Annotated in this window: 17 protein-coding genes; 15 read left to right on the top strand and 2 right to left on the bottom strand. The window is 52.2% G+C overall.

The window, feature by feature from the left end; translation table 11 throughout:
• Nucleotides 1–15: 15 nt before the first annotated feature.
• The gene (locus tag HUZ68_RS14320) at nucleotides 16–1,599 is read right to left on the bottom strand and encodes a TerC family protein (protein WP_000454701.1); all 1,584 of its coding nucleotides are present in this window, start codon (nucleotides 1,597–1,599) and stop codon (nucleotides 16–18) included.
• A 200-nt stretch (nucleotides 1,600–1,799) separates the two neighbouring features.
• Nucleotides 1,800–1,949 carry a hypothetical protein gene (locus HUZ68_RS14315; RefSeq protein WP_162829205.1) on the bottom strand — a complete coding sequence of 50 codons (150 nt, stop codon included), beginning with the start codon at nucleotides 1,947–1,949 and terminating at the stop codon, nucleotides 1,800–1,802.
• Between the two features lie 308 nt (nucleotides 1,950–2,257).
• On the opposite strand from HUZ68_RS14315, the gene wza reads away from it, so the two are divergent.
• From wza to cpsG, 15 genes are all read left to right on the top strand, one after another.
• Nucleotides 2,258–3,397: a polysaccharide export protein Wza gene (gene wza, locus HUZ68_RS14310; protein ID WP_000978094.1), complete on the top strand. Its 1,140-nt coding sequence runs from the start codon at nucleotides 2,258–2,260 to the stop codon at nucleotides 3,395–3,397.
• A gap of 5 nt (nucleotides 3,398–3,402) precedes the next feature.
• A complete protein-coding gene (wzb, locus tag HUZ68_RS14305; protein WP_000482901.1) occupies nucleotides 3,403–3,846 on the top strand; it encodes a low molecular weight protein-tyrosine-phosphatase Wzb in 444 nt (147 codons plus the stop codon).
• A gap of 2 nt (nucleotides 3,847–3,848) precedes the next feature.
• Nucleotides 3,849–6,011 carry a tyrosine-protein kinase Wzc gene (gene wzc / locus HUZ68_RS14300; protein WP_239593909.1) on the top strand — a complete coding sequence of 721 codons (2,163 nt, stop codon included), beginning with the start codon at nucleotides 3,849–3,851 and terminating at the stop codon, nucleotides 6,009–6,011.
• A 92-nt stretch (nucleotides 6,012–6,103) separates the two neighbouring features.
• Nucleotides 6,104–6,943, top strand: coding sequence for a colanic acid biosynthesis glycosyltransferase WcaA (gene wcaA, locus HUZ68_RS14295; RefSeq protein WP_000654494.1), 840 nt, complete (start codon nucleotides 6,104–6,106; stop codon nucleotides 6,941–6,943).
• 2 nt (nucleotides 6,944–6,945) lie between these two features.
• Nucleotides 6,946–7,434, top strand: a complete 489-nt coding sequence (wcaB, locus tag HUZ68_RS14290) for a colanic acid biosynthesis acetyltransferase WcaB (protein ID WP_047645743.1) — start codon at nucleotides 6,946–6,948, stop codon at nucleotides 7,432–7,434.
• A complete protein-coding gene (gene wcaC, locus HUZ68_RS14285; RefSeq protein ID WP_115740074.1) occupies nucleotides 7,431–8,648 on the top strand; it encodes a colanic acid biosynthesis glycosyltransferase WcaC in 1,218 nt (405 codons plus the stop codon). The genes wcaB and wcaC overlap by 4 nt, the downstream gene beginning before the upstream one ends.
• Nucleotides 8,623–9,840 carry a colanic acid polymerase WcaD gene (gene wcaD / locus HUZ68_RS14280; RefSeq protein WP_115740073.1) on the top strand — a complete coding sequence of 406 codons (1,218 nt, stop codon included), beginning with the start codon at nucleotides 8,623–8,625 and terminating at the stop codon, nucleotides 9,838–9,840. The genes wcaC and wcaD overlap by 26 nt, the downstream gene beginning before the upstream one ends.
• A 10-nt stretch (nucleotides 9,841–9,850) precedes the next feature.
• Entirely contained in the window at nucleotides 9,851–10,597 is a 747-nt protein-coding gene (gene wcaE / locus HUZ68_RS14275) for a colanic acid biosynthesis glycosyltransferase WcaE (RefSeq protein ID WP_000927041.1), read from the top strand.
• Between the two features lie 15 nt (nucleotides 10,598–10,612).
• On the top strand, nucleotides 10,613–11,161 hold the full coding sequence (gene wcaF / locus HUZ68_RS14270; RefSeq protein WP_001153573.1) for a colanic acid biosynthesis acetyltransferase WcaF: 549 nt from the start codon (nucleotides 10,613–10,615) through the stop codon (nucleotides 11,159–11,161).
• Nucleotides 11,162–11,187: 26 nt separating this feature from the next.
• Entirely contained in the window at nucleotides 11,188–12,309 is a 1,122-nt protein-coding gene (gene gmd / locus HUZ68_RS14265) for a GDP-mannose 4,6-dehydratase (protein ID WP_000048190.1), read from the top strand.
• Between the two features lie 2 nt (nucleotides 12,310–12,311).
• Nucleotides 12,312–13,277, top strand: coding sequence for a GDP-L-fucose synthase (fcl, locus tag HUZ68_RS14260; protein ID WP_000043606.1), 966 nt, complete (start codon nucleotides 12,312–12,314; stop codon nucleotides 13,275–13,277).
• Nucleotides 13,278–13,279: 2 nt separating this feature from the next.
• A complete protein-coding gene (gmm, locus tag HUZ68_RS14255) occupies nucleotides 13,280–13,759 on the top strand; it encodes a GDP-mannose mannosyl hydrolase (protein WP_000479836.1) in 480 nt (159 codons plus the stop codon).
• Nucleotides 13,756–14,979, top strand: a complete 1,224-nt coding sequence (gene wcaI / locus HUZ68_RS14250; protein ID WP_137461689.1) for a colanic acid biosynthesis fucosyltransferase WcaI — start codon at nucleotides 13,756–13,758, stop codon at nucleotides 14,977–14,979. The genes gmm and wcaI overlap by 4 nt, the downstream gene beginning before the upstream one ends.
• A gap of 2 nt (nucleotides 14,980–14,981) precedes the next feature.
• Nucleotides 14,982–16,418, top strand: a complete 1,437-nt coding sequence (gene cpsB / locus HUZ68_RS14245) for a mannose-1-phosphate guanyltransferase (RefSeq protein ID WP_239593908.1) — start codon at nucleotides 14,982–14,984, stop codon at nucleotides 16,416–16,418.
• Between the two features lie 280 nt (nucleotides 16,419–16,698).
• The gene (gene cpsG / locus HUZ68_RS14240; RefSeq protein WP_001514313.1) at nucleotides 16,699–18,069 is read left to right on the top strand and encodes a colanic acid biosynthesis phosphomannomutase CpsG; all 1,371 of its coding nucleotides are present in this window, start codon (nucleotides 16,699–16,701) and stop codon (nucleotides 18,067–18,069) included.
• The last annotated feature ends 21 nt before the right edge of the window (nucleotides 18,070–18,090 follow it).

Raw genomic sequence — 18,090 nt, 5'->3', positions numbered from 1 at the left:
GCATTTGATGTTTTATCACACCTCGTACTCCATCTCGCCATCCTTACGCAGCGGAATAATTTGCACCTTCTGCACGCGATGGCTTTCCACCTGCAACGTTTTAAGCAAATAATCCCCTACCTGAACTTCTTCGCCAGGTTTTGGAATACGCTGCAAATATTCCATCAACAGCCCAGCAATGGTGTGATATTCACGTTTTTCATCCAGCGGCAGCGGCACATATTGCACCAGATCTTCCAGCGGCATATGACCATTCGCCGTCCAGGAACCGTCCGCATTCTTCTGAATATCATGGCGGGCGTCGATCTCTTCCACTTCGTTCGGTAAGTTACCGGCAATGGTTTCAGTGACGTCACTTAATGTCACAATCCCTTCCACCGAGCCAAACTCATCCACCACAAAAGCAAAGTGCGTGCGGGCATTACGGAACTGCTCCAGGGCAGGTAACAACGGCAAGGTTTCCGGGAACACCAGCGGCTGGCGAATCAACACCCGCAGGTTGAGCGGTTCGCCGCGCAGAGACTGTTGTAGCAGGTCGATAACGTGAACAACACCGAGCAAATCTTCTGCGTCATCACCGTCGGTAACCACCAGCCGCGTATGCTGATTTCGCTCCAGCAACTGGCGGATTTCTTCTTCCGGCGCGTTGAGATCGATATGCTCAATATCGTGGCGCGACGTCATAATGCTGCTGACAGTACGCTGGTTAAGATTAAGTACCCGCTCAATCATCCGCCGTTCCTGCGGATTAAAGATCTGCTGGTTACCATGATCCACCAGCATGGACGCGGTTTCGGCGTCCAGTTCCGCATCCTCTTTTTGCCCGCTAAGCAGGCGCATTACCGCTTCGGTAGTCCGCTGGCGCAGCGTCTGGTTAGCGGAAAGAAAACGTCGCCGGTTAAAGATAGCCAACTGATTGAGCGCCTCGATCATCACCGAGAAACCAATGGCAGCGTACAGGTAGCCTTTCGGAATGACGAAGCCGAAACCTTCTGCCACCAGGCTAAAGCCAATCATCAACAGGAAGCTTAAGCAGAGAATAACGATGGTCGGGTGACTGTTAACAAATTGCGTTAACGGCTTGCTGGCCATCAACATCAGGCTGATAGCGATAACCACGGCGGCCATCATGACCAGTAAATGGTCGACCATCCCGACGGCGGTAATCACTGAGTCGAGTGAGAAGATGGCGTCCAGTACCACAATTTGCGTCACCACGCCCCAGAACTTCGCACCTTTGCGTTGTGTGGGATTATTGCTGTCTTTCCCTTCCAGCCGTTCGTTCAGCTCCATCGTGGCTTTGAACAACAGGAAGAAACCACCAAACAGCATGATTAAGTCGCGGGCGCTAAAGGTAAACGAGCGGAAGCTGAACAGCGGTTGAGTCAGGGTGACCAGCCAGGAGATTGACGCCAGCAGTAACAGGCGCATTAACATCGCCAGCAGCAGCCCGGTAACCCGTGCGCGGTCGCGCTGCTTCGGCGGTAGTTTTTCGGCGAGGATGGCAATAAAGACCAGGTTATCAATGCCGAGGACCAGTTCGATCACAATCAGCGTGATTAACCCGGCCCAGATAGACGGATCGGCAATCCATTCCATAGTAAGTACAAAACCTATTCGTTGTATGACAAATGTCACAATTCGATCATGGATAAATCAGGGCAAAAATGCAATGTTGCGGCACTATTTATCTCACATTATTTGAGGATTATAACATCGCATTATCCCTGAATTAAAAGTGGTAATAATAAAACATTATTTAAGAAATATCGCATGTGGAGACGCAATATTAAATATTGTCAACCTAAAGAAACTCCTAAAAACCATATTGAATGACACTTAATATAATTCTTAAAAATAGCCAATTGCCGAATTGTTACCTTGCCTGCTATTCCGTTAGCTGTAACACTTCCTCCTGCATTATTGGAGAGCCAATATTCAATTACCATAATGTCACCTTATATTCGGAAGTTAATTTCCGCAATAACCCTTTCTCATCAACGATTGTATGCAGAGAGGGTTTGAAAAATTAAGCTAAATCAGTGTATTGGTAGCTAAAAAGCCAGGGGCGGTAGCGTGTCTGGATGCCTGAAAGACCAGTCTGAATTATTCTGTCAATAGCCTGCGGATGAAATCAATTTTTTTAGGACTGATGCCAGTTAAATTTTTATTCAATTAACTGCAAGGTAAATGTGCATGGCGACATTGCTATTAATAGTGCACAGGATAATTACTCTGCCAAAGTGATAAATAAACAATGATGAAATCCAAAATGAAATTGATGCCATTATTGGTGTCAGTAACCTTGATAAGCGGTTGCACAGTACTTCCGGGCAGCAATATGTCGACGATGGGCAAAGACGTCATCAAACAGCAGGACGCTGATTTCGATCTCGACAAAATGGTGAATGTTTATCCGCTGACCCCGCGCCTGATTGACCAATTACGCCCACGCCCGAATGTAGCGCGCCCCAATATGACGCTGGAAAGCGAGATCGCGAATTACCAGTATCGCGTCGGGCCGGGCGACGTTCTGAATGTCACCGTCTGGGATCACCCGGAACTCACCACGCCAGCCGGTCAGTACCGCAGCTCCAGCGACACCGGCAACTGGGTACAGCCTGACGGCACTATGTTTTACCCGTATATCGGCAAGGTTCACGTCGTGGGGAAAACGCTCGCTGAAATCCGCAGTGATATTACCGGGCGCTTAGCGACGTACATCGCTGACCCGCAGGTGGACGTTAATATCGCCGCCTTCCGCTCGCAAAAAGCCTATATCTCCGGCCAGGTGAATAAATCCGGTCAACAGGCGATCACCAACGTACCACTGACCATTCTCGATGCCATCAACGCCGCAGGTGGCCTGACCGACACCGCTGACTGGCGCAACGTGGTGCTAACACACAATGGTCGTGAAGAACGCATTTCTTTGCAGGCGCTGATGCAAAACGGCGACCTCAATCAGAACCGACTGCTTTACCCCGGCGATATTCTCTACGTGCCGCGTAATGATGATCTGAAAGTGTTTGTGATGGGTGAAGTGAAGAAACAGAGCACCCTGAAAATGGACTTTAGCGGCATGACCCTGACTGAAGCCCTGGGCAATGCTGAAGGCATCGACATGACCACCTCCAACGCCAGCGGCATCTTTGTCATTCGTCCGTTGAAAGGCGAGGGCGGGCGTAACGGCAAGATTGCCAATATCTACCAGCTGGATATGTCCGATGCCACGTCGCTGGTGATGGCGACAGAATTCCGCCTGCAACCTTATGACGTGGTGTATGTCACCACCGCCCCGGTTTCCCGCTGGAACCGTCTGATCAATCAGTTGCTGCCAACTATTAGCGGTGTCCGTTACATGACGGATACAGCCAGCGACATTCATAACTGGTAATCGTCATGTTTAACAACATCTTAGTTGTCTGTGTCGGCAATATTTGCCGTTCCCCGACGGCGGAACGCTTACTGCAACGTTATCACCCGGAGCTGAAAGTGGAGTCCGCTGGACTCGGCGCGCTGGTCGGTAAGGGCGCTGATCCTACCGCCATCAGCGTTGCCGCAGAGCATCAACTGTCTCTGGAAGGTCACTGTGCACGGCAAATCAGCCGCCGTCTGTGTCGCAACTACGACCTGATTTTGACCATGGAAAAGCGCCATATCGAACGCTTATGCGAGATGGCACCCGAGATGCGCGGCAAAGTGATGCTGTTTGGTCACTGGGATAACGAATGTGAAATCCCCGATCCGTATCGCAAAAGCCGGGAAACGTTTGCAGCGGTGTACACATTACTTGAACGGTCTGCCCGCCAGTGGGCGCAGGCATTGAACGCAGAGCAGGTATAAGAATGACAGAAAAAGTAAAACAACATGCCACTCCGGTAACGGGCAGTGATGAAATCGATATTGGTCGCCTGGTCGGCACCGTCATTGAAGCGCGCTGGTGGGTGATTGGCATCACCGCTGTATTCGCCCTTTGTGCCGTGGTTTACACCTTCTTCGCCACGCCGATTTATAGTGCCGACGCACTGGTACAAATCGAGCAAAGCAGCGGCAATTCGTTAGTGCAGGATATCGGATCGGCGTTAGCCAACAAACCGCCTGCATCGGACGCCGAGATCCAGTTGATTCGTTCGCGCCTGGTGCTTGGTAAAACGGTGGACGATCTCGACCTCGATATTGCGGTGAGCAAAAACACGTTCCCGATTTTCGGTGCGGGCTGGGATCGCCTGATGGGACGTCAGAACGAAACGGTGAAAGTGACCACCTTTAACCGCCCGAAAGAGATGGCGGATCAGGTGTTTACACTTAATGTGCTGGACAACAAAAACTACACCCTGAGCAGCGACGGCGGCTTTAGTGCCCGTGGGCAAGCGGGCCAGATGCTGAAAAAAGAAGGCGTCACGCTGATGGTTGAAGCCATTCACGCCAGCCCGGGCAGTGAGTTTACCGTCACCAAATACTCCACGCAGGGGATGATCAACCAACTGCAAAACAGCCTGACGGTAACGGAGAACGGCAAAGACGCAGGCGTATTGAGCCTGACTTATACCGGTGAAGATCGCGAACAGATCCGCGACATTCTTAACAGCATCGCCCGTAACTATCAGGAACAAAATATTGAGCGCAAATCGGCGGAAGCGTCGAAAAGCCTCGCTTTCCTCGCGCAACAGTTACCGGAAGTACGTAGCCGCCTTGATGTTGCCGAAAACAAACTGAATGCCTACCGTCAGGATAAAGATTCTGTTGATCTGCCGCTGGAAGCGAAAGCGGTGCTCGATTCGATGGTGAACATCGACGCGCAGTTGAACGAACTAACCTTTAAAGAGGCGGAAATCTCCAAACTTTACACCAAAGTTCACCCGGCGTACCGCACGCTGCTGGAGAAACGGCAGGCGCTGGAAGACGAAAAAGCCAAACTTAATGGTCGCGTAACGGCGATGCCGAAAACCCAGCAGGAAATTGTGCGTCTGACCCGCGATGTCGAGTCTGGTCAGCAGGTCTATATGCAACTGCTGAATAAAGAGCAGGAGCTGAAAATCACCGAGGCCAGCACCGTCGGCGATGTGCGCATTGTTGACCCGGCAATCACCCAGCCAGGTGTACTGAAACCGAAGAAAGGGCTGATTATCCTTGGGGCGATTATCCTCGGCCTGATGCTCTCTATCGTGGGTGTGCTGCTGCGCTCGTTGTTTAATCGCGGCATCGAAAGCCCGCAAGTGCTGGAAGAACACGGAATCAGCGTCTATGCCAGCATCCCGCTGTCGGAGTGGCAGAAAGCGCGCGATAGCGTCAAAACCATCAAAGGAGTTAAACGCTATAAACAGAACCAGCTACTGGCGGTGGGGAATCCAACCGATCTGGCGATTGAAGCCATCCGCAGTCTGCGTACCAGTCTGCACTTCGCGATGATGCAGGCGCAGAACAATGTGTTGATGATGACCGGGGTTAGCCCGTCAATCGGTAAAACCTTTGTCTGCGCCAACCTGGCGGCGGTGATCAGCCAGACCAATAAACGCGTGTTGTTGATCGACTGCGATATGCGCAAAGGCTACACCCACGAGCTGTTGGGCACCAATAACGTCAATGGCCTGTCGGAAATTCTGATTGGTCAGGGCGATATTACTACCGCAGCTAAACCGACCTCTATTGCCAAATTTGACCTGATCCCGCGCGGTCAGGTGCCGCCAAATCCTTCTGAACTGTTGATGAGCGAACGCTTTGCCGAACTGGTGAACTGGGCGAGTAAAAACTATGACCTGGTGTTGATTGATACGCCGCCGATTCTGGCAGTGACCGATGCGGCAATTGTTGGTCGTCATGCTGGAACCACGTTAATGGTGGCGCGTTATGCGGTCAACACATTGAAAGAAGTGGAAACCAGTCTGAGCCGCTTTGAGCAAAACGGTATTCCGGTGAAAGGGGTGATTCTGAACTCCATCTTCCGCCGCGCCAGCGCGTATCAGGATTATGGCTATTACGAATACGAATATAAGTCGGATGCGAAATAACGACGCCTGCATTCGCACCGACCCGTAGGCCGGATAAGGCGCTCACGCCGCATCCGGCAAGCAAACCAGCTCATAAGCCGGGAGAACAACCTATGAAAGACAATCCGCTGATCTCAATCTATATGCCGACCTGGAACCGCCAACAACTGGCGATTCGGGCGATAAAATCGGTCCTGCGCCAGGACTACAGCAACTGGGAGATGATCATCGTGGATGATTGCTCCACCTCCTGGGAACAACTGCAACAGTACGTCAGCGCCCTCAACGATCCGCGTATCACCTACATTCACAACGACATTAACAGCGGGGCGTGCGCGGTACGTAACCAGGCTATTATGCTGGCGCAAGGGGAATACATTACCGGGATCGATGACGATGACGAATGGACACCCAACCGTCTGAGCGTCTTCCTCGCCCATAAACAGCAACTGGTCACTCACGCCTTTTTGTACGCTAACGACTACGTTTGTCAGGGCGAAGTCTATTCCCAACCGGCAAGTTTGCCGCTGTATCCCAAATCGCCGTATTCACGCCGCCTGTTCTACAAACGCAATATCATTGGCAATCAGGTCTTTACCTGGGCGTGGCGTTTCAAAGAGTGTTTGTTCGATACCGAACTGAAAGCGGCACAGGATTACGACATCTTCCTGCGGATGGTGGTGGAGTATGGCGAACCGTGGAAAGTGGAAGAAGCGACGCAGATCCTGCATATCAATCACGGTGAAATGCAGATCACCTCGTCACCGAAAAAATTCTCCGGATACTTCCACTTTTACCGCAAGCACAAAGACAAATTCGACCGTGCCAGTAAAAAATATCAGCTGTTTACCCTCTACCAGATCCGCAATAAACGTATGACCTGGCGCACTTTGCTGACGCTGCTGTCGGTGCGTAACGGCAAACGTCTGGCTGATGGTATTCGGGGGCGCTAAATATGCTGGAAGATCTACGCGCCAACAGCTGGAGTTTACGCCCGTGCTGCATGGTTCTTGCCTATCGCGTCGCTCATTTTTGTTCGGTGTGGCGCAAAAAGAACGTTTTCAACAATCTTTGGGCGGCCCCGCTGCTGGTGCTGTATCGCATTATCACCGAATGCTTTTTCGGTTATGAAATCCAGGCTGCCGCGACCATTGGCCGCCGCTTTACTATCCATCACGGTTACGCCGTAGTGATCAATAAAAACGTGGTAGCGGGGGATGATTTTACCATTCGCCACGGCGTCACTATCGGCAATCGTGGTGCCGATAACATGGCATGTCCACACATTGGCAACGGCGTCGAACTCGGTGCCAACGTCATTATTCTTGGTGATATCACGCTTGGTAACAACGTCACCGTGGGCGCGGGCAGCGTGGTGCTCGACTCTGTCCCGGACAACGCGCTGGTGGTGGGAGAAAAAGCGCGAGTGAAGGTAATTAAATGAATATTCTGCAATTTAATGTGCGACTGGCGGAAGGCGGGGCGGCAGGTGTGGCGTTAGATCTCCACCAGCGTGCGCTGCAACAGGGGCTGGCGTCACATTTTGTCTACGGTTACGGCAAAGGCGGCAAAGAGAGCGTCAGCCATCAGAACTATCCGCAGGTCATCAAACATACGCCGCGGATGACCGCGATGACGAACATTGCCCTGTTTCGTCTGTTTAATCGCGATCTGTTTGGCAATTTCAATGAGTTATATCGCACCATTACTCGCACACCGGGTCCGGTGGTCCTGCATTTTCATGTGCTGCACAGCTACTGGCTAAATCTTAAGAGCGTGGTGCGCTTTTGCGAAAAGGTGAAAAACCATAAACCGGACGTCACTCTGGTCTGGACGCTGCACGACCACTGGAGTGTAACCGGACGCTGCGCCTTTACCGACGGTTGCGAAGGCTGGAAAACGGGCTGCCAGAAATGCCCGACCTTAAATAATTATCCGCCGGTGAAGATTGATCGCGCACACCAACTGGTGGCGGGCAAACGCCAGTTATTCCGTGAGATGCTGGCGCTGGGCTGTCAGTTTATTTCCCCCAGCCAGCATGTGGCTGACGCTTTCAATAGCCTGTACGGTCCAGGGCGTTGCCGGATTATCAATAACGGTATTGATATGGCAACCGAAGCGATTCTGGCGGACTTGCCTCCGGTGCGCGAAACCCAGGGCAAGCCGAAAATCGCGGTGGTGGCGCATGACCTGCGTTACGACGGCAAAACTAACCAGCAACTGGTGCGTGAGATGATGGCGCTGGGCGACAAAATCGAACTGCATACCTTTGGTAAGTTCTCGCCGTTCACCGCTGGCAACGTGGTTAATCACGGCTTTGAAACTGACAAGCGCAAGTTGATGAGCGCGCTCAATCAGATGGATGCGCTGGTGTTCAGTTCTCGCGTCGATAACTACCCGCTGATTTTGTGTGAGGCGTTATCAATTGGCGTGCCGGTGATTGCCACCCATAGCGATGCGGCGCGGGAAGTGTTGCAAAAATCCGGCGGTAAAACCGTCAGCGAAGAAGACGTGCTGCAACTGGTGCAGTTAAGCAAACCGGAAATCGCGCAGGCGATATTTGGTACCACGCTGGCTGAGTTCAGCCAACGCAGCCGCGCGGCCTACAGTGGACAACAGATGCTGGAGGAGTATGTCAACTGCTATCAGAATCTGTAGCTACCTGCTGCTGCCGCTGATCTACCTGCTGGTTAACGTCAAAATCGCCCAGCTTGGCGAAAGTTTCCCCATCACCATCGTCACTTTTTTACCTGTCTTGTTACTGCTGTTTTTAGAACGCATCAGCGTTAAAAAATTGATGATTGCCTTAGGGATTGGTGCGGGACTCACGGCGTTTAACTATCTGTTTGGTCAGTCGCTGGATGCCAGTAAATACGTCACTTCAACCATGCTGTTTGTCTATATTGTGATCATTATTGGCATGGTGTGGAGTATTCGTTTTAAAACAATTTCGCCACACAACCATCGCAAGATATTACGTTTCTTTTATCTGGTGGTCGGGCTGGTGGTGGCGCTGGCGGCAGTGGAGATGGCGCAAATTATCCTCACCGGCGGCAGCAGTATTATGGAGTCGATTTCGAAATATCTGATTTACAGCAACAGCTATGTGCTGAATTTCATTAAATTCGGCGGCAAGCGCACGACAGCACTTTATTTCGAACCGGCATTTTTCGCTCTGGCATTAATCTCAATTTGGCTCAGCATCAAACAGTTTGGTATCAAAACGCCTAAAACCGATGCTATGATTCTCGCAGGGATAATATTATCCGGATCGTTTTCAGGGGTTATGACCTTTATCCTGTTTTATTTGCTGGAGTGGGCATTTCAATATCTGAATAAAGAGGCGATTAAGAAAAAGTTACCGTTAGCATTGATTTCTCTGGCTGTATTCCTGGTTGGTGTGGTAATTGCCTTTCCTTATATTTCCACCCGTCTGGGCGATTTAGGTACGGAAGGATCGTCATCGTATTATCGTATTGTCGGTCCGCTGGTGATGGTCGGTTATTCTTTGACCCATATTGACGGTGTAGTCAGATTTGGCTCACTTTATGAATATGTCGCATCATTCGGAATATTTAACGGTGCGGATGTCGGAAAAACCATAGACAATGGTTTGTATCTGCTGATTATTTATTTTTCCTGGTTCGCGGTGTTTTTATCGCTGTGGTACATGGGGAAAGTGATAAAAATGATGATCAACGCTTTTGGTGATAACCGCAATTTTCGCGTGCAATTATATCTTTTTACTCCGGTATCGCTGTTTTTTACCGGTTCGATATTTAGCCCGGAATATGCATTTTTAATCGTCTGTCCGTTTATTTTGCGAAAAGCGTTAAATATTACGAGGTAAGAATAAGAACATGTTGCTTAGCATAATCACTGTCGCGTTTCGTAACCTCGAAGGGATAGTCAAAACACATGCCTCGCTGGCGCATCTGGCGCAGGCGGACGATATCAGCTTCGAATGGATTGTTGTCGATGGCGGTTCCAATGACGGCACCCGTGAGTACCTGGAAAATCTCAATGGTATCTATAACCTACGCTTTGTCAGCGAGCCAGATAACGGTATCTACGACGCCATGAACAAAGGCATTGCGATGGCACAAGGCAAGTTCGCGTTGTTTCTTAACTCGGGCGATATTTTTCATCAGGATGCCGCAAATTTTGTCCGTAAGTTAAAAATGCAAAAAGATAACGTGATGATCACCGGCGATGCGCTGCTGGATTTTGGCGACGGGCATAAAATTAAGCGTAGTGCTAAACCGGGTTGGTATATTTATCACAGCCTGCCCGCCAGTCATCAGGCGATATTTTTCCCGGTATCCGGTTTGAAAAAATGGCGTTATGACCTGGAATATAAAGTTTCTTCTGATTACGCGCTGGCAGCCAAAATGTATAAAGCCGGTTATGCATTTAAAAAACTCAATGGTCTGGTGTCTGAATTTTCTATGGGTGGGGTATCAACCACCAATAATATGGAATTGTGTGCTGACGCCAAAAAAGTCCAACGGCAAATATTACATGTGCCTGGCTTTTGGGCTGAATTATCCTGGCATTTACGCCAACGTACTACCTCAAAGACGAAAGCCTTATATAACAAAAGCTGAATATAAGGGAAAACGATGCAGGATTTAAGTGGATTCTCGGTGCCGAAAGGGTTCCGGGGTGGCAACGCTATTAAAGTGCAATTGTGGTGGGCAGTACAGGCAACATTATTTGCCTGGTCGCCACAAGTATTGTATCGCTGGCGGGCATTTTTATTACGTTTATTCGGCGCAAAAATAGGAAAAAACGTAGTTATTCGTCCGTCAGTAAAAATTACCTATCCGTGGAAATTAACCTTAGGTGATTACGCGTGGGTCGGCGATGACGTCAATTTATATACCCTCGGTGAAATAACCATTGGCGCACATTCGGTGATATCGCAAAAAAGTTATTTATGCACCGGGAGCCACGACCATGCAAGTCAACATTTCACCATTAACGCCACGCCTATTGTGATTGGCGAGAAATGCTGGCTGGCAACCGATGTTTTTGTTGCCCCAGGCGTCACGATTGGCGACGGCACCGTCGTGGGTGCGCGAAGCAGTGTTTTTAAATCGCTTCCGGCAAATGTGGTTTGCCGGGGGAATCCCGCAGTGGTGATACGCGAACGCGTTGAAACTGAATAAATTCAAAAAATACAGAGGAATAAGACATGTCAAAAGTCGCTCTCATCACCGGTGTAACCGGACAAGACGGTTCTTACCTGGCAGAGTTTCTGCTGGAAAAAGGTTACGAGGTGCATGGTATTAAGCGTCGTGCATCGTCATTCAACACCGAGCGCGTGGATCACATTTATCAGGATCCGCACACCTGCAACCCGAAATTCCATCTGCATTATGGCGACCTGAGTGATACCTCCAACCTGACGCGCATTTTGCGTGAAGTGCAGCCGGATGAAGTGTACAACCTGGGCGCAATGAGCCACGTTGCGGTTTCTTTTGAGTCACCGGAATATACCGCTGACGTCGACGCGATGGGTACGCTGCGCCTGCTCGAGGCGATCCGCTTCCTCGGTCTGGAAAAGAAAACCCGTTTCTATCAGGCTTCCACCTCTGAACTGTATGGTCTGGTGCAGGAAATTCCGCAGAAAGAAACCACGCCGTTCTACCCGCGATCTCCGTATGCGGTCGCCAAACTGTACGCCTACTGGATCACCGTTAACTACCGCGAATCCTATGGCATGTACGCTTGTAACGGTATTCTCTTCAACCATGAATCCCCGCGCCGCGGCGAAACCTTCGTTACCCGAAAAATCACCCGCGCAATCGCCAACATCGCCCAGGGGCTGGAGTCGTGTCTGTACCTCGGCAATATGGATTCCCTGCGTGACTGGGGCCATGCCAAAGACTACGTAAAAATGCAGTGGATGATGCTGCAACAGGAACAGCCGGAAGATTTCGTTATCGCGACCGGCGTTCAGTACTCCGTACGTCAGTTCGTGGAAATGGCGGCAGCACAGCTGGGCATCAAACTGCGCTTTGAAGGCACGGGTGTTGAAGAGAAGGGCATTGTGGTTTCCGTCACCGGGCATGACGCGCCGGGCGTGAAACCGGGTGATGTGATTATCGCCGTTGATCCGCGTTACTTCCGTCCGGCTGAAGTTGAAACGCTGCTCGGTGACCCGACCAAAGCGCACGAAAAACTGGGCTGGAAACCAGAAATCACCCTCAGAGAGATGGTATCTGAAATGGTGGCTAATGACCTCGAAGCGGCGAAAAAACACTCTCTGCTGAAATCTCACGGCTACGACGTGGCGATCGCGCTGGAGTCATAAGCATGAGTAAACAACGCATTTTTATCGCTGGTCATCGCGGGATGGTCGGTTCCGCCATCAGGCGGCAGCTCGAACAGCGCGGTGATGTGGAACTGGTATTACGCACCCGCGACGAGCTGAACCTGCTGGACAGCCGCGCCGTGCATGATTTCTTTGCCAGCGAACGTATTGACCAGGTCTATCTGGCGGCCGCGAAAGTGGGCGGCATTGTTGCCAACAACACGTATCCGGCGGATTTCATCTATCAGAACATGATGATTGAGAGCAACATCATTCACGCCGCGCATCAGAACGACGTGAACAAACTGCTGTTTCTCGGATCGTCCTGTATCTACCCGAAACTGGCAAAACAGCCGATGGCAGAAAGCGAGTTATTGCAGGGCACGCTGGAGCCGACCAACGAGCCTTACGCCATTGCCAAAATCGCCGGGATCAAACTGTGCGAATCTTACAACCGCCAGTATGGACGCGATTACCGCTCGGTCATGCCGACCAACCTGTATGGCCCGCATGACAACTTCCACCCGAGTAATTCGCATGTGATCCCTGCATTGCTGCGTCGCTTCCACGAGGCGACGGCACAGAATGCACCGGACGTGGTGGTGTGGGGCAGCGGTACACCGATGCGTGAATTCCTGCACGTCGATGATATGGCGGCGGCGAGCATTCATGTCATGGAGCTGGCGCACGAAGTCTGGCTGGAGAACACCCAGCCGATGCTGTCGCACATTAACGTCGGCACGGGCGTTGACTGCACTATCCGCGAGCTGGCGCAAACCATCGCCAAAGTGGTGGGTTACAAAGGCCGGGTGGTTTTTGATGCCAGCAAACCGGATGGCACGCCGCGCAAACTGCTGGATGTGACGCGCCTGCATCAGCTTGGCTGGTATCACGAAATCTCACTGGAAGCGGGGCTTGCCAGCACTTACCAGTGGTTCCTTGAGAATCAAGACCGCTTTCGGGGGTAATGATGTTTTTACGTCAGGAAGACTTTGCCACGGTAGTGCGCTCCACTCCGCTTGTCTCTCTCGACTTTATTGTCGAGAACAGTCGCGGCGAGTTTCTGCTTGGCAAAAGAACCAACCGCCCGGCGCAGGGTTACTGGTTTGTGCCGGGAGGGCGCGTGCAGAAAGACGAAACGCTGGAAGCCGCATTTGAGCGGCTGACGATGGCGGAACTGGGGCTGCGTCTGCCGATAACAGCAGGCCAGTTTTACGGTGTCTGGCAGCACTTTTATGACGATAACTTCTCCGGCACGGATTTCACCACTCACTATGTGGTGCTCGGTTTTCGCTTCAGAGTAGCGGAAGAAGAACTGTTACTGCCGGATGAGCAGCATGACGATTACCGCTGGCTGACGCCGGACGCACTGCTCGCCAGTGACAATGTTCACGCTAACAGCCGCGCCTATTTTCTCGCTGAGAAGCGTGCCGGAGTACCCGGATTATGAAAATACTGGTCTACGGCATTAACTACTCGCCGGAGTTAACCGGCATCGGCAAATACACCGGCGAGATGGTGGAATGGCTGGCGGCGCAAGGTCATGAGGTGCGGGTTATTACCGCACCGCCTTACTACCCGCAGTGGCAAGTGGGCGAGAACTATTCCGCCTGGCGGTACAAACGAGAAGAGGGGGCCGCTACGGTGTGGCGCTGCCCGCTGTACGTGCCAAAACAGCCGAGCACCCTGAAACGCCTGTTGCATCTCGGCAGTTTTGCCGTCAGCAGTTTTTTCCCGTTGATGGCGCAACGTTGCTGGAAGCCGGATCGCATTATCGGCGTAGTGCCAACGCTGTTTTGTACGCCGGGAATGCGCCTGCTGGCGAAACTCTCTGGTGCGCGTACCGTGCTGCATATTCAGGATTACGAAGTGGACGCCATGCTGGGGCTGGGCCTTGCCGGAAAAGGCAAAGGCGGCAAAGTGGCACAGCTGGCGACGGCGTTCGAACGTAGCGGACTGCATAACGTCGATAACGTCTCCACGATTTCGCGTTCGATGATGAATAAAGCCATCGAAAAAGGCGTGGCGGCGGAAAACGTCATCTTCTTCCCCAACTGGTCGGAGATTGCCCGTTTTCAGCATGTTGCAGACGCCGATGTTGATGCCCTTCGTAACCAGCTTGGCCTGCCGGATAACAAAAAAATCATTCTTTACTCCGGCAATATTGGTGAAAAGCAGGGGCTGGAAAACGTTATTGAAGCTGCCGATCGCATGCGCGATGAACCGCTGATTTTTGCCATTGTCGGGCAGGGCGGCGGCAAAGCGCGGCTGGAAAAAATGGCGCAACAGCGTGGTCTGCGCAACATGCAATTTTTTCCGCTGCAATCGTATGACACTTTGCCCGCACTGCTGAAGATGGGCGATTGCCATCTGGTGGTGCAAAAACGCGGCGCGGCAGATGCCGTATTGCCGTCGAAACTGACCAATATTCTGGCAGTAGGCGGTAACGCGGTGATTACCGCAGAGGCCCACACAGAACTGGGGCAGCTTTGCGAAACCTTTCCGGGCATTGCGGTTTGCGTAGAACCGGAATCGGTCGAGGCGCTGGTGGCGGGGATTCGTCAGGCGCTCCTGCTGCCCAAACACAACACGGTGGCACGTGAATATGCCGAACGCACGCTCGATAAAGAGAACGTGTTACGTCAATTTATAAATGATATTCGGGGATAATTATGGCGCAGTCGAAACTCTATCCAGTTGTGATGGCAGGTGGCTCCGGTAGCCGCTTATGGCCGCTTTCCCGCGTACTTTACCCCAAGCAGTTTTTATGCCTGAAAGGCGATCTCACCATGCTGCAAACCACCATCTGCCGCCTGAACGGCATGGAGTGCGAAAGCCCGGTGGTGATTTGCAATGAGCAGCACCGCTTTATTGTCGCGGAACAGCTGCGTCAACTGAACAAACTCACCGAGAACATTATTCTCGAACCGGCAGGGCGTAACACTGCACCTGCCATTGCACTGGCGGCGCTGGCGGCAACACGTCATAGCCCGGAGATCGACCCGTTAATGCTGGTATTGGCGGCGGATCATGTGATTGCCGACGAAGACGCTTTTCGCACCGCCGTGCGTAATGCCATGCCGTATGCCGAAGCGGGCAAGCTGGTGACCTTCGGCATTGTGCCGGATCTACCTGAAATCGGTTATGGCTATATTCGTCGCGGTGAAGTGTCGGCGGGTGAGCAGGATACGGTGGCCTTTGAAGTGGCGCAGTTTGTCGAAAAACCGAATCTGGAAACCGCCCAGGCCTATGTGGCAAGCGGCGATTATTACTGGAACAGCGGTATGTTCCTGTTCCGCGCCGGACGCTATCTCGAAGAACTGAAAAAATATCGCCCGGATATTCTTGACGCCTGTGAAAAAGCGATGAGCGCCGTCGATCCGGATCTCGATTTTATTCGCGTGGATGAAGAAGCGTTTCTCGCCTGCCCGGAAGAGTCGGTGGATTACGCGGTCATGGAACGTACGGCAGATGCCGTTGTGGTGCCGATGGATGCGGGCTGGAGCGATGTCGGTTCCTGGTCTTCATTATGGGAGATCAGCGCCCACACCGCCGAGGGCAACGTTTGCCACGGCGATGTGATTAATCACAAAACTGAAAACAGCTATGTGTACGCCGAATCTGGCCTGGTCACCACCGTCGGGGTGAAAGATCTGGTGGTGGTGCAGACCAAAGATGCGGTGCTGATTGCCGATCGTAACGCGGTGCAGGATGTGAAAAAAGTGGTCGAGCAGATCAAAGCCGATGGTCGCCATGAGCATCGGGTACATCGCGAAGTGTATCGTCCGTGGGGCAAATATGACTCTATCGACGCGGGCGACCGCTACCAGGTGAAACGCATCACCGTGAAACCGGGCGAAGGGTTGTCGGTACAGATGCACCATCACCGCGCGGAACACTGGGTAGTGGTCGCGGGAACGGCAAAAGTCACCATTGACGGTGATATCAAACTGCTTGGTGAAAACGAGTCCATTTATATTCCGCTGGGGGCGACGCACTGCCTGGAAAACCCGGGGAAAATTCCGCTCGATTTAATTGAAGTGCGCTCCGGCTCTTATCTCGAAGAGGATGATGTGGTGCGCTTCGCGGATCGCTACGGACGGGTGTAAACGTCACATCAGGCGCTGTTTGTCGGATGCGGCGTGAACGCCTTATCCGACCTACGGTTCGGATTTGTAGGCCTGATAAGACGCGGCAGCGTCGCATCAGGCGCTGGCTGTCGGATGCGGCGTGAACGCCTTATCCGACCTACGGTTCGGTTTTGTAGGCCTGATAAGACGCGGCAGCGTCGCATCAGGCAATGAATGCGAAACCGCGGTGTAAATAACGACAAAAACAAAATTGGCCGTTTCGGTCAGGGCCAACTATTGCCTGAAAAAGGGTAACGACATGAAAAAATTAACCTGCTTTAAAGCCTATGATATTCGCGGGAAATTAGGCGAAGAACTGAATGAAGATATTGCCTGGCGCATTGGTCGCGCTTATGGCGAATTTCTCAAACCGAAAACCATTGTGTTAGGCGGTGATGTCCGCCTCACCAGCGAAACCTTAAAACTGGCGCTGGCGAAAGGTTTACAGGATGCGGGCGTCGATGTGCTGGATATTGGCATGTCCGGCACCGAAGAGATCTATTTCGCCACGTTCCATCTCGGTGTGGATGGCGGCATTGAAGTTACCGCCAGCCATAACCCGATGGATTACAACGGCATGAAACTGGTGCGCGAAGGGGCTCGCCCGATCAGCGGTGATACCGGACTGCGCGACGTCCAGCGTCTGGCTGAAGCCAACGACTTCCCTCCCGTCGATGAAACCAAACGCGGTCGCTATCAGCAAATCAACCTGCGTGACGCTTACGTTGATCACCTGTTCGGTTATATCAATGTCAAAAACCTCACGCCGCTCAAGCTGGTGATTAACTCCGGGAACGGCGCGGCGGGTCCGGTGGTGGATGCCATCGAAGCCCGCTTTAAAGCCCTCGGCGCGCCCGTGGAATTAATCAAAGTACACAACACGCCGGACGGCAATTTCCCCAACGGTATTCCTAACCCGCTACTGCCGGAATGCCGCGACGACACCCGCAATGCGGTCATCAAACACGGCGCGGATATGGGCATTGCCTTTGATGGCGATTTTGACCGCTGTTTCCTGTTTGACGAAAAAGGGCAGTTTATCGAGGGCTACTACATTGTCGGCCTGCTGGCAGAAGCGTTCCTCGAAAAAAATCCCGGCGCGAAGATCATCCACGATCCACGTCTCTCCTGGAACACCGTTGATGTGGTGACTGCCGCGGGCGGCACGCCGGTGATGTCGAAAACCGGACACGCCTTTATTAAAGAACGTATGCGCAAGGAGGACGCCATCTACGGTGGCGAAATGAGCGCCCACCATTACTTCCGTGATTTCGCTTACTGCGACAGCGGCATGATCCCGTGGCTGCTGGTCGCCGAACTGGTGTGCCTGAAAGGAAAAACGCTGGGTGAACTGGTGCGCGACCGGATGACAGCGTTTCCGGCAAGCGGTGAGATCAACAGCAAACTGGCGCACCCCGTTGAGGCGATTAACCGCGTGGAACAGCATTTTAGCCGTGAGGCGCTGGCGGTGGATCGCACCGATGGCATCAGCATGACCTTTGCCGACTGGCGCTTTAACCTGCGCTCCTCCAACACCGAACCGGTGGTGCGGTTGAATGTGGAATCGCGCGGTGATGTGCCGCTGATGGAAGCGCGAACGCGAACTCTGCTGACGTTGCTGAACGAGTAATGTCGGATCTTCCCTTACCCC

The organism is Shigella dysenteriae, from assembly GCF_022354085.1.
Taxonomy (GTDB): Bacteria; Pseudomonadota; Gammaproteobacteria; order Enterobacterales; family Enterobacteriaceae; genus Escherichia; species Escherichia coli.
The sequence above is the reverse complement of the archived record's forward strand: the minus strand, read 5'-3'. Positions and strand labels throughout refer to the sequence as shown.